The following is a 14,811-nucleotide window of genomic DNA, read 5'->3' as shown; positions in this document are numbered from 1 at the left end:
CAGTGTTAATCATCATGGCGGCTAAAGGCTCACAATCAAAAAAAGGTGCGACTCGAAAAGCCGCACCAGCAAAACACCCCACTAAGAAAAAAGTAAAATGGTGGCTCTGGTTATTCGTTTTATGCTTGGCAGGCGCGTTTATTTTTGGCTTAGCTCAATTGAGTCAAGTTCAAGCACCTACTTCTCAAAAGTTGACGATCCAAAAACCGGCTGATACCGTCAAACCAAAGAAGGTAGAGCCCAAAAAGGCTGAACCTAAACAAGCAGAACCCAAAATAAGCAAACAAACAGCGCCTAAAAAAGATAACTTTGAGTTTTATCAAATCCTTCAAGACAGTGAAGTAGACACCAGCCATGTTGACGCCTATCAATCAACACCTCGTGGTAAACAAGACTTCCTTTATATGATTCAAGCCGCCTCTTTTAGAAGTAATAATGATGCGGACCGTATGAGAGCAAAACTTATTTTATCTGGATTGGAAGCAAGTGTTCGTCAAACAACAGGCAAAGACGGAAGACCTTGGTTTCGCGTAGTTCTTGGCCCTTATGAATCTCGTTCAAAAATGAGTCGGGCACAAGACAAGTTAGTCTCGTTAGATATTCAGTCGTATACTTACAAAGTTAAAAAGGACGAATAAAAAGTCACTCCAGTAAAAAGAATGGTGGAAACAGCTTACTTTTTCCTGAAGTTCGCTGTTCTCTCTCCCCGGTTAAGCGCAATCTAAGCCCTGCCAATATTTGTAACTCACCTTGAAAAAGTAATAAAAGCCCCCATTTTTCAATTATCGAAAATGGAGAACATCATGACAACTATTCTGACAGTACGTAAAGGTAATCAAGTCGTCGTGGGTGGCGATGGTCAAGTTTCTCTTGGCAATACCGTGATGAAAGGCAATGCTCGCAAAGTGCGTCGTTTGTATAAAGGTGAAGTGATTGCAGGTTTCGCAGGCGGCACTGCTGACGCATTTACTTTGTTTGAACGTTTTGAAGGACAACTTGAAAAACATCAAGGTCAATTGGTACGAGCGGCCGTTGATTTAGCAAAAGATTGGCGTTCAGACAAAGCACTTAGAAAATTAGAAGCCATGTTAATCGTTGCCAATAAAGACAGCACACTCATCATTACCGGTAACGGTGACGTAGTCGAGCCTGAACACGGTGCCTTAGCGATTGGTTCTGGAGGCAATTACGCTGAAGCATCCGCACGTGCACTGATAGATAACACAGACCTTTCAGCTCGTGAAATTGTTGAAAAAAGCTTATCTATTGCCGCTGATATTTGTGTCTTTACCAATCACAGTCTTACAATAGAAACCATTATTGTCGACCCAACTATTGAAGATCATTCTTCAAACTAATTCAGCAGGAGAACCCTTTCTAATGACAAGCATAATGACTCCTCGTGAAACCGTCAATGCACTAGACAAACACATCATTGGGCAACAAGGTGCAAAAAGAGCCGTGGCGATTGCCTTACGTAATCGCTGGCGCCGAATGCAGCTGCCAGAAGACATGCGAGCAGAAGTAACACCTAAGAATATTTTGATGATAGGCCCTACAGGGGTAGGTAAAACAGAAATAGCTCGCCGACTAGCCAAACTATCAAATGCGCCCTTTATTAAAATCGAAGCCACTAAATTTACCGAAGTTGGTTATGTTGGACGTGACGTTGAGTCTATCATCCGTGATTTGGTTGAAATGGCGATCAAAATGTTTCGAGAGCAAGAAACAGACAAACTACGTCATAAAGCGGAAGATGCCGCTGAGGATCGAATTTTAGATGCGTTATTGCCACCAGCACGAGGTTCAGAGCCAACAGAAGACAGTAGCACACGCCAAATTTTCCGTAAAAAACTCCGTGAAGGTCAATTAGACGATAAAGAAATCGATATTGATTTGTCTGCGACACCAGTCGGCGTTGAAATCATGGCGCCTCCAGGTATGGAAGAAATGACCAATCAATTACAAAGCATGTTTTCTAGCTTGGGCAATGAAAAAACACGCAAACGTAAGATGAAAGTAAAACAAGCCTATCGGCAAGTTCGCGACGAAGAAGCGGCAAAACTCATTAATGAAGAAGAGTTAAAAGCACGCGCCGTTGACGCCGTGGAACAAAATGGCATTGTATTTTTAGACGAAATAGATAAAGTGGCAAAAAGCTCAGAGCGCAGTGGTGGTGAAGTATCACGCGAAGGTGTACAAAGAGACCTACTACCTTTAGTCGAAGGCTGTACTGTCTCAACCAAATACGGAATGATCAAAACGGACCACATTCTCTTTATTGCTTCTGGCGCATTCCACCTTTCCAAACCATCCGATCTGATACCCGAATTACAAGGCCGTCTACCTATTCGAGTGGAGTTAGATGCATTAACAACAGAAGATTTTAAAAGAATTCTCGTTGAACCAAATGCCTCATTAACCAAACAATATGTCGCGTTAGCCGCTACGGAAGGCGTATCCTTAAGCTTTACAGAAGAAGGCATACAACGCATTGCTGAAATTGCTTTCCAAGTGAACGAAAATACAGAAAATATTGGGGCCCGCCGACTGCATACCGTGCTTGAACGCCTGCTAGAAGAAGTATCTTACTCCGCTAGTGATATGCCTGATGGCCAAGTCGTTGAAGTGACCGCAAGCTATGTAGACGAACATCTAGGCGAAGTGGCTAAAGACGAAGATCTAAGTCGCTTTATTTTGTAAGGCTTCATTTTTATAACACTTTATAGACATAACAGGGACGTTATGTGTGAGAAACGCTTTATGGCTACATTGTTACCAACAAAGATTCATTACCACAAACACTCTAAAGAACTTGAGATTGCCTTTAATAATGGTGAAGCCTACCGACTCAGCGCTGAATATTTAAGAGTACACTCTCCGTCAGCAGAAGTTCGGGGGCACGGACAACAAGTACCTATTTTACAATATGGGAAAAAAGACGTGAGTGTTTTAAACGTTGAAGGTGCCGGTAATTACGCATTAAAAATTTCCTTTGATGATGGTCATGACACAGGTCTCTATTCCTGGGATTATTTATTCAACATTGGTAAAAACCAAACAGAACTTTGGCAGATTTACCTTCAGCGTCTAGACGAAGCAGGAAAAAGCCGAGAAAATAACATTATTCAACTCCACCAAATATAATCTCACTAAGAGATGTATAAAAAGAGATCATCATGAGTCTACTTAGTTTAAGCGCCGTTAGCCTAATCGAAAAAGCCGTCAATTCTGCCTTAGAACAAGATCTGCCTTCTCAAAAGCGCCTAAGTAAACTTGCAGGACAAAATGTTTTGCTAGAAATTGAAGATTTTTCTTTGCTGATCCTGATTCAAATTTTAGAAGACGGTATCGCTTTCAGTATGCCACCGTCCTTAGAAGAAATTAATTTAGATAATCGAAAAGACACTCATGTATCGGGAGACAGTTCGGCTTATCGAAAACTGCTGGATGGTAATGGTTTTTTTGATGGCAACTTATTAATTCAGGGTAATGCTCAAACACTGATGACATTACATAAGGTATCTGAAAACTTTGAGCTCGACTGGGAAGGGGTTTTAGCGGATAAAATAGGCGATTTACCAGCTTCTATTGTAGCGGACCTCCTACGTAAGCAGTGGGTCTGGACGAGAACAACCAGCCACCATTTAAAAACGGCTTTAATCGACTATCTGCAAAATGACAGTGAACTGCTACCTAGTAAGATAGAGTTTAATAACTTTGTAGAAGATTTAGAGCATTTTGATCTACAACTCGAACGATTAAATGCTAGAGTTCAATTGCTAAAGAAAAAGAGTCGACTTCAATAAACAAACAGTCAAGTTATCTATTCTTTTTCTAACCCAGCCATTTTTCTGTGTAAAGAAGCAGACCATTTAGCAACGGTGGGGCTAATGGTAAATGCTATAGTAAAAGCCGCCGGCCAAGCAAATACGAAAGAGGATCCCCAATTTAACAAATAATCGGCTGTGATTCCTAGGTTTAAAAAAGTAATCCAAGCCGTCATAAAAAATGCAAGAAAGAAAGACATCATTCCAGATTGAATAAAACGTAATTTAAACAGCATCATCTTTACCTATTGTGATTCAATGATTTAATTTTTCTAGTGAGAGATTATTATAAAACGTCAAACGCTAATGTTTTTCCAAAAGATGACTTAATCTCGTCAGCGGAAAGTTCTAACCCAACTAAAAAATGTAACTTAGTAAACGCCGCTTCAAAAGTCATATCACGACCAGAAATAACACCAGCTTGTACCAACGCTGAACCAGCGGCATAAGTTCCTGATGATACAGCCCCGTTACCGCACTGACTCACATTAACAATGACAACACCTCTATCATTTGACGCCTTAAGTAATGACAGTAATTCAGGGTTTTGATCTGGCGCATTACCAGCACCATAAGAGAGTAAAATAGCTCCCTTTACATTGCTCTCAAGCAGACCTAACCAGTGACTTGCTTGCACCCCTGGAAAAACAGGTAAAAGAGTGATATTGCCGGATTTCATGGGCGGTATTTGAATTAATTCAGGCGCTTTTGGCAAGTGCATTTTACGCCATTCCCACCCTATACCTAATACCCCCCTAGGAAGAAAGTTAGGCGACTGAAAGGCCTGTAGATTACTGGTATCAATTTTTCTAGCACGGGCGGCTTCTAAAAGCTGACCAGCAAAGAATAAAAAGACGCCGTTAGGACCGTTCAATACTGCTTCTACCGCCCCAAATACATTACTAAGAGCATCATTACGCTTTTTAATCATTGGTATTTGGGAACCAGTAACGACAATGGGTTTACGAATATGCTGAAACATAAACGCCAGTGCCGCGGCGGAGTAAGACATGGTATCCGTACCATGCAGAACCACAAAACCATCATAATCTTGCCACTTAGCTTGCAAGTCGAATGCAATCGCTTGCCAATCTTCAGGAGTCGCGTTTGAACTATCAATCAGCCGTTGATAACAATGAACCTCAAATTCGTGTTCAGGTTGATAAGTCGCTAGGTGCTGTAAAATATCCGCAGCAAACGCATTTCCAGGCACAAAACCTTGATCGGAAGGAACCATTCCTATCGTTCCCCCAGTGTAAGCAACATAGATTTTCATACCACTTTTCTCCTAACGCTTGATTACTATTCTAGTCATTATCAACGTATCAAAAATCACATACGTTCAAGAGTTTCAATGCCTAAGAGATCGAGACCTTTTCTCAAGGTTGTCGCTGTATTTATGGCTAATAACAAACGACTTGATTTTACTTCCAGTTCAGCGGTCAAAATAGGGCAGGCTTCATAAAAAGTCATAAATACACCGGCTAAATCATACAAATATGCACACATAAAATGCGGCATACCATCAGTCGCAACTTGATCCACGGCTTCAGAGAATTGTAATAACTTAATCGCCAAGGCCCTTTCCTGATCAGCGACTAAAGCTATATCACCAGCTAGGCTTGTCACATCCATCTCTGAGCGTTTTATAATGCTGGCCACTCGTGAGTAAGCATATAGCAAGTAAGGTGCTGTATTGCCTTCAAAGCTCAACATTTGATCCCAGTTAAACACATAATCACTCGTACGATTTTTGGATAAATCAGCATACTTAACCGATGCAATACCCACTACTCGGCCAATATTACGCAACTCATCTTCAGTCATGTCTGGATTTTTAGATGCGACAAGTGAGTACGCTCGTTCTTGCGCCTCCTCTAATAGAGCCGATAGCTTGGCCACTCCACCTGAACGAGTTTTGAAAGGCTTTCCATCACTCCCCATTACGGTACCAAAAGGCATATGCTCTAAGCTGGTTTCTGGTTTAACAAAGCCTGCTTTGCGCCCCAATGTGAAAATTTGCTGAAAATGGAAAGATTGACGTGCATCCACAAAATACAAACCACGGTCAAAGCCAAGCGTATGTTGGCGGAATCGTAGCGCCGCTAAATCCGTTGTCGAATATAAAAAACCACCGCCTGTTTTTTGAACAATCACAGGCGTAATTTCACCGTCTTTATTGGCAAATTCTTCCATGAATACACATTTCGCACCTTCAGACTCTTTTAATAACCCTTGTTCATCCAACTCGGCCACGACAGAAGCAAGGTCATCATTATAGGCACTCTCTGGCATGACATGTTCACGCTTCAAAGAAACACCTAACATTTTATAGGTTTCTTCACAGTGAGTAAGAGAGATGTCAATAAACTCATCCCATAAGGCTAAGCATTGTTCATCACCTGACTGTAATGCCACGACTAGCTCTCTTGCTCTGGTGGCAAAGTCCGCATCTTCATCAAAGCATTTTTTAGCATCTCGATAAAACACTTCAAGATCAGACAACACCATACTGATTTCGTCGTTGGTTTGACGTAATCGCTCCATATAAGCAAGCAACATACCAAACTGAGTGCCCCAATCTCCCACATGGTTTTGGCGAATGACGTGATGCCCTAAAAATTCTAAAGTCCGTACCACTGAATCACCTATTACAGTGGATCTTAGGTGACCTACATGCATTTCTTTAGCAAGGTTTGGAGAAGAATAATCGACAACAATGGTTTGCGGCTGGGAGACTTCTTGTACATCTAAACGAGCATTTTGTAATACTCTCGCCACTTCTACAGCAATCCATTCACTTTTCAAAAAGATATTAATAAAACCAGGACCGGCAATTTCTACTTTATCTGCAACATCCGTTATATCTAAATTATCTAATACAACTTGTGCGAATTCGCGAGGGTTCATTTTAAGTTTTTTCGCCACCCCCATAATACCATTTGCTTGATAATCACCAAATTGAACTTTCGCTGATTGTCTGACAATGGCAGGAGAATTTTCTGGAGCACCAGCCACTACCATAGCCTGTTGAATTCGAGCATTAAGAAGAGTTTGAATATTCACGTATGATAACCTTTTGAAAAATGAGTGGCTTCGCTAACAATGATTTAGACGCGTATGGCGATAGAAATTAATAACGATTAGCGATGCAGCCTATGACAGGCAGCCAATAAAGCTAGGTTTAAATTCATCTTAAACCTAGCTTGTCTATTAAAATATGGGCGTTATGATAACCGATTTTAAATATTGAAGCGAAAGCTAAAAAGACAAAACCCATACTCCTAGAAGAATGGGTTTTGTCGAATAATTGATAAGATCCAAGAAACCTAAAAGTGCATTATTTGAAAAATAACTTACAAGCTAAATTATCGTTTTCGTCTTGATAAGGGTAACCTAGGTCATCTAAATAACGTGTTACGTCCGTTTCTTCGCCAACCGCCTGCAGGCCCACTAGAACACGACCATAAGCATCACCATGATTGCGATAATGAAACATGGATATATTCCATTGTCCGCCTAAAGTCGTTAAAAATTTTAACAAAGCCCCTGGACGCTCCGGAAACTCAAAGCTGTATAACAGTTCGCCTTTATTACTACGTAAATGGCCTCCGATCATATGCCTAACATGGACCTTAGCAATTTCATTATCGGTTAAATCAATGACATCATAACCATTCAAATCCTGTAGCAAATGCTTAAGGCTATCGGGGTTACCCCCAATTTGGATTCCGACAAAAATAATGGCTTCATTCTCATCAGAAAAGCGATAATTAAATTCAGTAATACTGCGACCAGTCATGGCATCACAGAAATCTTTAAAACTACCAGGATGCTCTGGTATTTTTACGGCAATTATGGCTTCTCTTTTTTCACCCAGTTCAGCACGTTCTGATACATGGCGCAAACGGTCAAAGTTAACATTCGCACCACTATTAATGGCAATCAGAGTCTGGCCTTTAATGCTCTCTCTCTCAACGTATTTTTTTAAGCCTGCAACAGCACAAGCTCCTGCAGGTTCAGTGATAGATCGAGTATCATCATAAATATCTTTAATCGCAGCGCACATTTCATCGGTTGTCACAGTAATGACTTCATCAACCGTGTCTTTAGCAATATCAAAGGTATTAGCTCCAATTTGCGCAACAGCAACCCCTTCGGCAAAAATACCTACCTGACTCAAACGTGCTGGTTTGCCTTGCTCTAAAGCGTACTTTAAACACGCCGCGTCTTCAGGTTCAACACCGATAATCTTGATCTCTGGGCGTAAATATTTTACATAAGCCGCAATACCCGCAATCAGGCCTCCACCGCCAACCGGAACAAAAATAGCATCAATGCTACCTTCATGCTGACGCAATATTTCCATACCAACAGTCCCTTGCCCAGCAATGGTATCTAAATCATCAAATGGGTGAACAAACACCTGTCCTGATACTTGCATAATCTCTTGCGATTTAGCAAAAGCGGCATCATAGGCATCACCAAACAAGACGACTTCCGCACCGTGATTCCTTACCGCTGTTACCTTAACTTCAGGCGTTGTTTCTGGCATAACAATGGTGGCTTTTATCCCCAGTTTTTTAGCGGCTAACGCTAATCCCTGAGCATGGTTACCTGCGGATGCCGCAATTACTCCACGGCTACGTTCTGCCTCGGTTAACTGAGAAATTTTATTGTATGCACCACGAATCTTGAAAGAAAAAACCGGCTGTAAATCTTCTCTTTTTAATAAAATCTCATTACCAAAACGATTACATAATTGATTGGCTCGAGATAAAGGCGTTTCCACGGCGACGTCATATACACGCGCCTGTAGAATTTTTTTGATCATGGTATGAGGCATATATCTTTCCATTGCGATAGCTGTATTCATTTGGAAAAAGATTTCACGTAACACAAGCGGTAACGCTAAAATCCAAGCAGGATAGAAATATACCGATTTAGTACTCTTTAGGCAAAGCTACTTTCTGAAGAAGACCGCAAGGTTTATAATATTACCTTCCCATACCGCCACAAAAAGGTTTCACCTCCTATGACACAAGATGAATTAAAACTCGCCGTTGCGAAAGCCGCTGTTGAATACATATTACCAAAACTTGAGAAAGACACTATTGTTGGTGTTGGTTCAGGCTCAACGGCAAATCTTTTTATCGATGAACTGGCTAAGCACAAACAACTATTTGACGGTACTGTAGCCAGTTCAGAGGCATCAGCTGAACGCTTACGCAAACATGGGGTTACCGTTTATGATTTAAATTCCGTTAATAAAATTGCCATATACATTGATGGAGCGGATGAAAGTAATGAGTTTCTACACCTAATCAAAGGCGGAGGTGCCGCATTAACCCGTGAAAAAATCGTTACCGCATGCAGCGATGAATTCATCTGTATTGCTGACCAGTCTAAACTAGTCGATGTTCTTGGGGATTTCCCTCTTCCTATTGAGGTCATTCCTATGGCTCGCAGCTATGTTGCCAGAGAGCTTGTTAAACTTGGAGGAGATCCAGTTTATAGAGAGGGTGTGGTAACAGACAACGGTAACCACATACTCGATGTCTATAACTTGAAAATTGTAAACCCTGTTGCGTTAGAAGCCGCAATTAATGCCATTGTCGGTGTTGTCACAAACGGGTTATTTGCGGCTCGCCCTGCAGATGTCCTGTTACTAGCAACTCAAGATGGTATAAAAACACTCACCGCAAAATAGCCAGTAAAATGAAAAAGAGCGTTTAGAACCAACGGCTCTTTTTCATTAACCAATATTGAATGCCTCCCAATACCGACAATGAAATACAAAAATACCAAAATGACATACCATTATCGACACCAGGCATGCCTCCGATATTAATACCAAATAGACCAGTTAAAAAAGATAAAGGTAAAAATATTCCCGATAAGAGAGATAATACATACATTCTGGCATTCATTCTCTCTGCCTGTAAGTTTACGAACTCTTCCTGCATAAACAAAGAACGCTCCCTAAGTGACTCTAATGATTCAAGATAACGAGTTAAATCATTCACAGATTCTCGAATTTCTATGACTTGTGTTTCGCTAAGTAATTCTGAATGATCCAGTGAGAGTTTATTGATCGCTTCTTTTTGAGGGGCTAAAAAACGCCTTAAGCGCACTGTTTCTAAGCGTTTCTCAACTAGAAGAGCCCTTTGACTTAGCTGGATTCCTTGCCCCATATCCTCCTCAAGATCCGATAATAAATCTTCTAAAGTATCAATGGTCCCAGCCATCCGTATAGTCAATGCCTTTGTTAATTGAGTAAGGAGGTCGGATGTTGATATAGGACCCGTTCCTTTTTTAAATTCCGAGAATATGTCTTGCACCGATAATAATCGACGCCTTCTGGTCGTTACGATTAAATTTGGTGTGAACCAAATCCGTAATGACACCATATCGGTGGGGGAGGAATTAGGATTTAAATTTACCCCTCTAAGGGTTAACAGTAATCCTTGACCAATACGTTCTACTCGAGGACGAGTCTCTTCGGCAAATAGGGCTTCTACAACCGCAGAAGGTACACCCTCTAAGGAGGACAACCAATGCTCTCCAGATTTTATATTACAATCTAAATGCACCCATAAGTTTCCTGTATGAGAAACATTGTCAGGCACCTCATGTTGAGATAACTCTCTCATTCCACCCATGCCATCAAGTTCAGCTATATGTAAAAAATGCACCATTACCTCAACTTTTAACGCTTAACTAAATGCTAGCGAGCATACCTTATCCATATACTAAAACGATAACTTTATTTCTCTGCATATTCATGCGACTCTTTACTGACACATGCCTTAGTTGCTGGCATAATTTCCTTATATTTCACAATCAGAGCCCTAAAGGAATTTTCTTTCTATGCAAAGCTTATCTAATGTACTGGCCTCAAGCTCTCTTCCGACCTCATTACAAAACGTTCTCACTACCACTACACAAACGTGTATCGATATTTCTTCGACGCTAAAGAAGGGCTCACTTGCAGGCATCCTAGGCATGGCAGGAAATGAAAATGTTCAAGGGGAAGAGCAGAAAAAACTGGACGTTATTTCGAATGATATGCTGAAGGATGCCCTTTTAGCTCTGCCTGAAGTCCGTGCAATTGCCTCAGAAGAAGAAGACGACATTGTACCCGCTCATACGGACGGCGAATATTTGATTGCGTTTGACCCACTTGATGGGTCTTCAAACATTGACATCAACTCCATGGTAGGAACGATTTTTTCAATCTATTCTAAGAAAGGTGATAAGCCAGCCACAGAAGCCGATTTCTTAATTTCAGGTAACCAACAAGTAGCGGCAGGATATGTACTATACGGCCCCTCAACCATGCTTGTTTTCAGTACTGGCAATGGTGTGGCTATGTATACATTAGATGTAGATAAGTCTGAATTTATCTTAACTCAAGCAAGCGTAACCCTAGCAAAAGAGGCTCAAGAATTCGCTCTGAATATGTCAAACCAACGTTTTTGGTCCGACAATATGCAAAATTATGCTCGCGACCTTATCGCAGGCAAAGAAGGCCCAAGACAAAAGAATTTTAATATGCGTTGGGTAGCCGCTATGGTTGGGGATGTTCATAGAATATTATGTCGAGGTGGTATCTTCATCTATCCATGGGACAAAAAAGACCCAACAAAACCAGGTAAACTAAGATTGATGTACGAAGCAAATCCAATGGCTATGCTAATAGAGCAATCTGGTGGTAAAGCATACACTCATACCCATCGTATCTTAGATATACAACCTACAGGCATACATCAACGCGTTGCCGTTATTTTAGGGGCAGCGAACGAAGTAGATAAGTGTTTGAGTTATTAGAAACAAAATGAAAACAGTGGCAAACATTACTTGCCACTTTTTATACCGACTTAAATTGGCTTAGGTGACTCTACAGATGACAAAAACAATAAACATAGACTTCTCACCTGAACAAATCGACTTAATTATCCAAGATCTTGCTTACTTACGCTTAATCGCAGATGTTGAACTGCTTCCTAAATATCCTCATTTTGATGGTAAGCATTACCCCTTAGGACGTTGTAAAGAAATTAGAGATAAAGTATTTACTTTATTGCAGGAATGCCTCTCAAAAACACAAAAACCAGGGCTATCATTAATTCGAGAGCAAATTCAAAAAGGGGCTACATTAAGAACACAATGGGGGTCATTAAGAGACGAGTACTTTCAAAATGCAATAGTATTTGAGAATTGGTACATAGATGTATCAAACGACACAGTAAATCCCAACAAACCTAGAGTCGAAATTCTCCCATTAATAGACGCTAATTTTTCAATCATTTCAAGCTTTGAGCAATTCGTTAAAGTAGCCCGTTCGTATTGGAACGTTAAAATTTATCAAAATAATATTTTTCCTGCACTTTCTCCATTTATGCCTCTTTTTTATGTAAATAGGCAAGGCAGAGGTCGGATAGGCTACGCTAGTCACGATTGTTTAGCACTGGCCATGAACAGCCATTTTTTTGCCTCTGAAAGCGTTTTATCTACGTTACCTCAACTCCCTGAAGACGTTGTAAATAAATGGCGTACTATATTGAATGAACTACCACACAACGACTTCCTGCATAGCCAAGGAGATCCTTTAAGCTATTGTAAGCAATACCGTAAAGAAGAGCGTTATTTAGACAAAGAGTTTTATGACAAAGCCTTATCAGCCTACTTTCAATTACAAAAAGGTACTTAAACACTTTGTTTTTCAGAGGTAGCACAAAGGCAATCAATTAAAGTTCGTTACTGATCAGGTAAGATATTAGCAAGAAGAGCAACCTTGTACTCCTGAAGACCAACAAACAACTCACAACACAAGAAGACTGCGTTTTTGCCGCGCTGACGACGACAGTGACGCAAGCCGAAAAGGCACAGGCTTTTCGATTGAGTCTTAGGCGCTTTGTTGGTCTGAAGCCCACAACCGACAGGCTACAGACGAAAAAAAACCCTGACTGCGTGAGCAATCAGGGCTTTCTAAATAAAACTTGACGACGACCTACTCTCACATGGCGAATGCCACACTACCATCGGCGATGACGCTTTTCACTTCTGAGTTCGGGATGGGATCAGGTGGTTCAACGTCTCTATGATCGTCAAGCAAACGGGTTGCGTTCGTTCTGAGTGTCTGTGTTAAGCCGTTAAGCCTAATCCAGTCTGTTCACTCACAACACGCCAATACGTGCTTGAATCTTTAACAATGCTTTTTTTGAAATAGCGATAACCAAGTATCAAACCAGCACATCATTGCTGATGCTGTCGTAATCTGTGTCTCTATGATCTTTTCATGATGCCGTTTGACCCTTCTCTTTACGAGTTTTCTCAGTCTCTCTTTATCACTCAAAACCACTTTGGTGTTATATGGTCAAGCCTCACGAGCAATTAGTATTGGTTAGCTCAATGCCTCACAGCACTTACACACCCAACCTATCAACGTCGTAGTCTTCAACGGCTCTTTAGGGGACTTATGTCCCAGTGAGATCTCATCTTGAGGGAGGCTTCCCGCTTAGATGCTTTCAGCGGTTATCCCGTCCGAACATAGCTACCCGGCAATGCCACTGGCGTGACAACCGGAACACCAGAGGTTCGTCCACTCCGGTCCTCTCGTACTAGGAGCAGCTCCTCTCAAATCTCAAACGTCCACGGCAGATAGGGACCGAACTGTCTCACGACGTTCTAAACCCAGCTCGCGTACCACTTTAAATGGCGAACAGCCATACCCTTGGGACCGGCTTCAGCCCCAGGATGTGATGAGCCGACATCGAGGTGCCAAACACCGCCGTCGATGTGAACTCTTGGGCGGTATCAGCCTGTTATCCCCGGAGTACCTTTTATCCGTTGAGCGATGGCCCTTCCATACAGAACCACCGGATCACTAAGACCTACTTTCGTACCTGCTCGACGTGTCTGTCTCGCAGTTAAGCGCGCTTTTGCCTTTACACTCTACGCATGATTTCCGACCATGCTGAGCACACCTTCGTGCTCCTCCGTTACTCTTTGGGAGGAGACCGCCCCAGTCAAACTACCCACCACACAGTGTCCTCGATCCCGATAAGGGACCTGAGTTAGAACCTCAAACATACCAGGGTGGTATTTCAAGTTTGGCTCCACTAGAACTGGCGTCCTAGTTTCAAAGCCTCCCACCTATCCTACACAAGTAGGTTCAAAGTTCACTGTGAAGCTATAGTAAAGGTTCACGGGGTCTTTCCGTCTAGCCGCGGATACACAGCATCTTCACTGCGATTTCAATTTCACTGAGTCTCGGGTGGAGACAGTGTGGCCATCGTTACGCCATTCGTGCAGGTCGGAACTTACCCGACAAGGAATTTCGCTACCTTAGGACCGTTATAGTTACGGCCGCCGTTTACTGGGGCTTCGATCAAGAGCTTCGCTTACGCTAACCCCATCAATTAACCTTCCAGCACCGGGCAGGCGTCACACCCTATACGTCCACTTTCGTGTTTGCAGAGTGCTGTGTTTTTAATAAACAGTCGCAGCCACCTGGTATCTTCGACCGATCAATGCTTACGGAGTAAATCCTTCACACTAACCGGCGCACCTTCTCCCGAAGTTACGGTGCCATTTTGCCTAGTTCCTTCACCCGAGTTCTCTCAAGCGCCTTGGTATTCTCTACCTGACCACCTGTGTCGGTTTGGGGTACGGTTCATGTATATCTGAAGCTTAGAAGTTTTTCCTGGAAGCATGGCATCAACTACTTCGTCCAAAAGAGGACTCGTCATCAGTTCTCGGTCTTAAGAGGGCCCGGATTTACCTAAGCTCTCAACCTACCACCTTAAACACGGACAACCATCGCCGTGCTAGCCTAGCCTTCTCCGTCTCTCCATCGCAATATACATAAGTACAGGAATATTAACCTGTTTCCCATCGACTACGCATTTCTGCCTCGCCTTAGGGGCCGACTCACCCTGCCCTGATTAGCATGGGACAGGAAACCTTGGTCTTCCGG

The 14,811-nt window shown here is 42.1% G+C and carries 13 protein-coding genes and 2 rRNA genes; 8 read left to right on the top strand and 7 right to left on the bottom strand.

The annotated features are described in order from the left end of the window. The first annotated feature begins 14 nt into the window (after nucleotides 1–14). The 5 genes from O1D97_RS06305 to O1D97_RS06285 all read left to right on the top strand — a co-directional run bounded on the left by O1D97_RS06305 (nucleotide 15) and on the right by O1D97_RS06285 (nucleotide 3,809). A complete protein-coding gene (locus O1D97_RS06305; RefSeq protein WP_269123902.1) occupies nucleotides 15–638 on the top strand; it encodes an SPOR domain-containing protein in 624 nt (207 codons plus the stop codon). A 165-nt stretch (nucleotides 639–803) separates the two neighbouring features. Continuing rightward, entirely contained in the window at nucleotides 804–1,358 is a 555-nt protein-coding gene (hslV, locus tag O1D97_RS06300) for an ATP-dependent protease subunit HslV (RefSeq protein WP_330221445.1), read from the top strand. 22 nt (nucleotides 1,359–1,380) lie between these two features. Further along, nucleotides 1,381–2,703, top strand: coding sequence for an ATP-dependent protease ATPase subunit HslU (gene hslU, locus O1D97_RS06295; RefSeq protein ID WP_269123898.1), 1,323 nt, complete (start codon nucleotides 1,381–1,383; stop codon nucleotides 2,701–2,703). A 60-nt stretch (nucleotides 2,704–2,763) separates the two neighbouring features. After that, nucleotides 2,764–3,147: a gamma-butyrobetaine hydroxylase family protein gene (locus O1D97_RS06290; RefSeq protein ID WP_269123896.1), complete on the top strand. Its 384-nt coding sequence runs from the start codon at nucleotides 2,764–2,766 to the stop codon at nucleotides 3,145–3,147. A gap of 32 nt (nucleotides 3,148–3,179) precedes the next feature. Continuing rightward, a complete protein-coding gene (locus tag O1D97_RS06285; protein WP_269123894.1) occupies nucleotides 3,180–3,809 on the top strand; it encodes a ubiquinone biosynthesis accessory factor UbiJ in 630 nt (209 codons plus the stop codon). Nucleotides 3,810–3,826: 17 nt separating this feature from the next. On the opposite strand, the gene O1D97_RS06280 is transcribed toward O1D97_RS06285, so the two are convergent. The 4 genes from O1D97_RS06280 to ilvA form a co-directional block, all read right to left on the bottom strand. Beyond that, nucleotides 3,827–4,066: a DUF2798 domain-containing protein gene (locus O1D97_RS06280; RefSeq protein WP_269123892.1), complete on the bottom strand. Its 240-nt coding sequence runs from the start codon at nucleotides 4,064–4,066 to the stop codon at nucleotides 3,827–3,829. A 50-nt stretch (nucleotides 4,067–4,116) separates the two neighbouring features. Then, nucleotides 4,117–5,106: an asparaginase domain-containing protein gene (locus O1D97_RS06275; RefSeq protein ID WP_269123890.1), complete on the bottom strand. Its 990-nt coding sequence runs from the start codon at nucleotides 5,104–5,106 to the stop codon at nucleotides 4,117–4,119. Nucleotides 5,107–5,162: 56 nt separating this feature from the next. Further along, entirely contained in the window at nucleotides 5,163–6,896 is a 1,734-nt protein-coding gene (gene argS / locus O1D97_RS06270; protein WP_269123889.1) for an arginine--tRNA ligase, read from the bottom strand. A 274-nt stretch (nucleotides 6,897–7,170) separates the two neighbouring features. Continuing rightward, nucleotides 7,171–8,706, bottom strand: a complete 1,536-nt coding sequence (ilvA, locus tag O1D97_RS06265; RefSeq protein WP_269123887.1) for a threonine ammonia-lyase, biosynthetic — start codon at nucleotides 8,704–8,706, stop codon at nucleotides 7,171–7,173. Nucleotides 8,707–8,865: 159 nt separating this feature from the next. Between ilvA and rpiA the strand changes: the two genes are divergently transcribed. Further along, the gene (gene rpiA, locus O1D97_RS06260; protein WP_269123885.1) at nucleotides 8,866–9,540 is read left to right on the top strand and encodes a ribose-5-phosphate isomerase RpiA; all 675 of its coding nucleotides are present in this window, start codon (nucleotides 8,866–8,868) and stop codon (nucleotides 9,538–9,540) included. Nucleotides 9,541–9,562: 22 nt separating this feature from the next. Here rpiA and O1D97_RS06255 read toward each other — a convergent pair whose 3' ends face one another. Beyond that, a complete protein-coding gene (locus tag O1D97_RS06255; protein ID WP_269123883.1) occupies nucleotides 9,563–10,528 on the bottom strand; it encodes a zinc transporter ZntB in 966 nt (321 codons plus the stop codon). 172 nt (nucleotides 10,529–10,700) lie between these two features. On the opposite strand from O1D97_RS06255, the gene O1D97_RS06250 reads away from it, so the two are divergent. Further along, nucleotides 10,701–11,660, top strand: coding sequence for a class 1 fructose-bisphosphatase (locus O1D97_RS06250; protein WP_269123881.1), 960 nt, complete (start codon nucleotides 10,701–10,703; stop codon nucleotides 11,658–11,660). A 76-nt stretch (nucleotides 11,661–11,736) separates the two neighbouring features. Then, complete coding sequence (locus O1D97_RS06245) at nucleotides 11,737–12,543, top strand: hypothetical protein (RefSeq protein WP_269123879.1); 807 nt, start codon at nucleotides 11,737–11,739, stop codon at nucleotides 12,541–12,543. Nucleotides 12,544–12,830: 287 nt separating this feature from the next. On the opposite strand, the gene rrf is transcribed toward O1D97_RS06245, so the two are convergent. Both rrf and O1D97_RS06235 read right to left on the bottom strand, forming a co-directional pair. Then, nucleotides 12,831–12,945, bottom strand: a 5S ribosomal RNA gene (rrf, locus tag O1D97_RS06240). Between the two features lie 260 nt (nucleotides 12,946–13,205). Continuing rightward, nucleotides 13,206–14,811: ribosomal RNA gene (locus O1D97_RS06235) — 23S ribosomal RNA — on the bottom strand; the annotation flags it as partial.

This window comes from Marinomonas phaeophyticola (genome assembly GCF_026966905.1).
In the GTDB taxonomy this organism is placed as follows: Bacteria; Pseudomonadota; Gammaproteobacteria; order Pseudomonadales; family Marinomonadaceae; genus Marinomonas; species Marinomonas phaeophyticola.
Note: the sequence above shows the minus strand (reverse complement) of the source record. Positions and strands in the feature narration are given on the sequence as shown.

Excerpts from the sequence above, each read along its gene's own strand:
- O1D97_RS06285 (WP_269123894.1), top strand. The coding sequence starts at position 3,180 with ATGAGTCTACTTAGTTTAAGCGCCGTTAGCCTAATCGAAAAAGCCGTC.
- O1D97_RS06250 (WP_269123881.1), top strand. The coding sequence starts at position 10,701 with ATGCAAAGCTTATCTAATGTACTGGCCTCAAGCTCTCTTCCGACCTCA.
- hslU (WP_269123898.1), top strand. The coding sequence starts at position 1,381 with ATGACAAGCATAATGACTCCTCGTGAAACCGTCAATGCACTAGACAAA.
- O1D97_RS06280 (WP_269123892.1), bottom strand. The coding sequence starts at position 4,066 with ATGCTGTTTAAATTACGTTTTATTCAATCTGGAATGATGTCTTTCTTT.
- O1D97_RS06275 (WP_269123890.1), bottom strand. The coding sequence starts at position 5,106 with ATGAAAATCTATGTTGCTTACACTGGGGGAACGATAGGAATGGTTCCT.
- hslV (WP_330221445.1), top strand. The coding sequence starts at position 804 with ATGACAACTATTCTGACAGTACGTAAAGGTAATCAAGTCGTCGTGGGT.
- O1D97_RS06255 (WP_269123883.1), bottom strand. The coding sequence starts at position 10,528 with ATGGTGCATTTTTTACATATAGCTGAACTTGATGGCATGGGTGGAATG.
- O1D97_RS06290 (WP_269123896.1), top strand. The coding sequence starts at position 2,764 with ATGGCTACATTGTTACCAACAAAGATTCATTACCACAAACACTCTAAA.
- O1D97_RS06305 (WP_269123902.1), top strand. The coding sequence starts at position 15 with ATGGCGGCTAAAGGCTCACAATCAAAAAAAGGTGCGACTCGAAAAGCC.
- rpiA (WP_269123885.1), top strand. The coding sequence starts at position 8,866 with ATGACACAAGATGAATTAAAACTCGCCGTTGCGAAAGCCGCTGTTGAA.
- ilvA (WP_269123887.1), bottom strand. The coding sequence starts at position 8,706 with ATGAATACAGCTATCGCAATGGAAAGATATATGCCTCATACCATGATC.
- O1D97_RS06245 (WP_269123879.1), top strand. The coding sequence starts at position 11,737 with ATGACAAAAACAATAAACATAGACTTCTCACCTGAACAAATCGACTTA.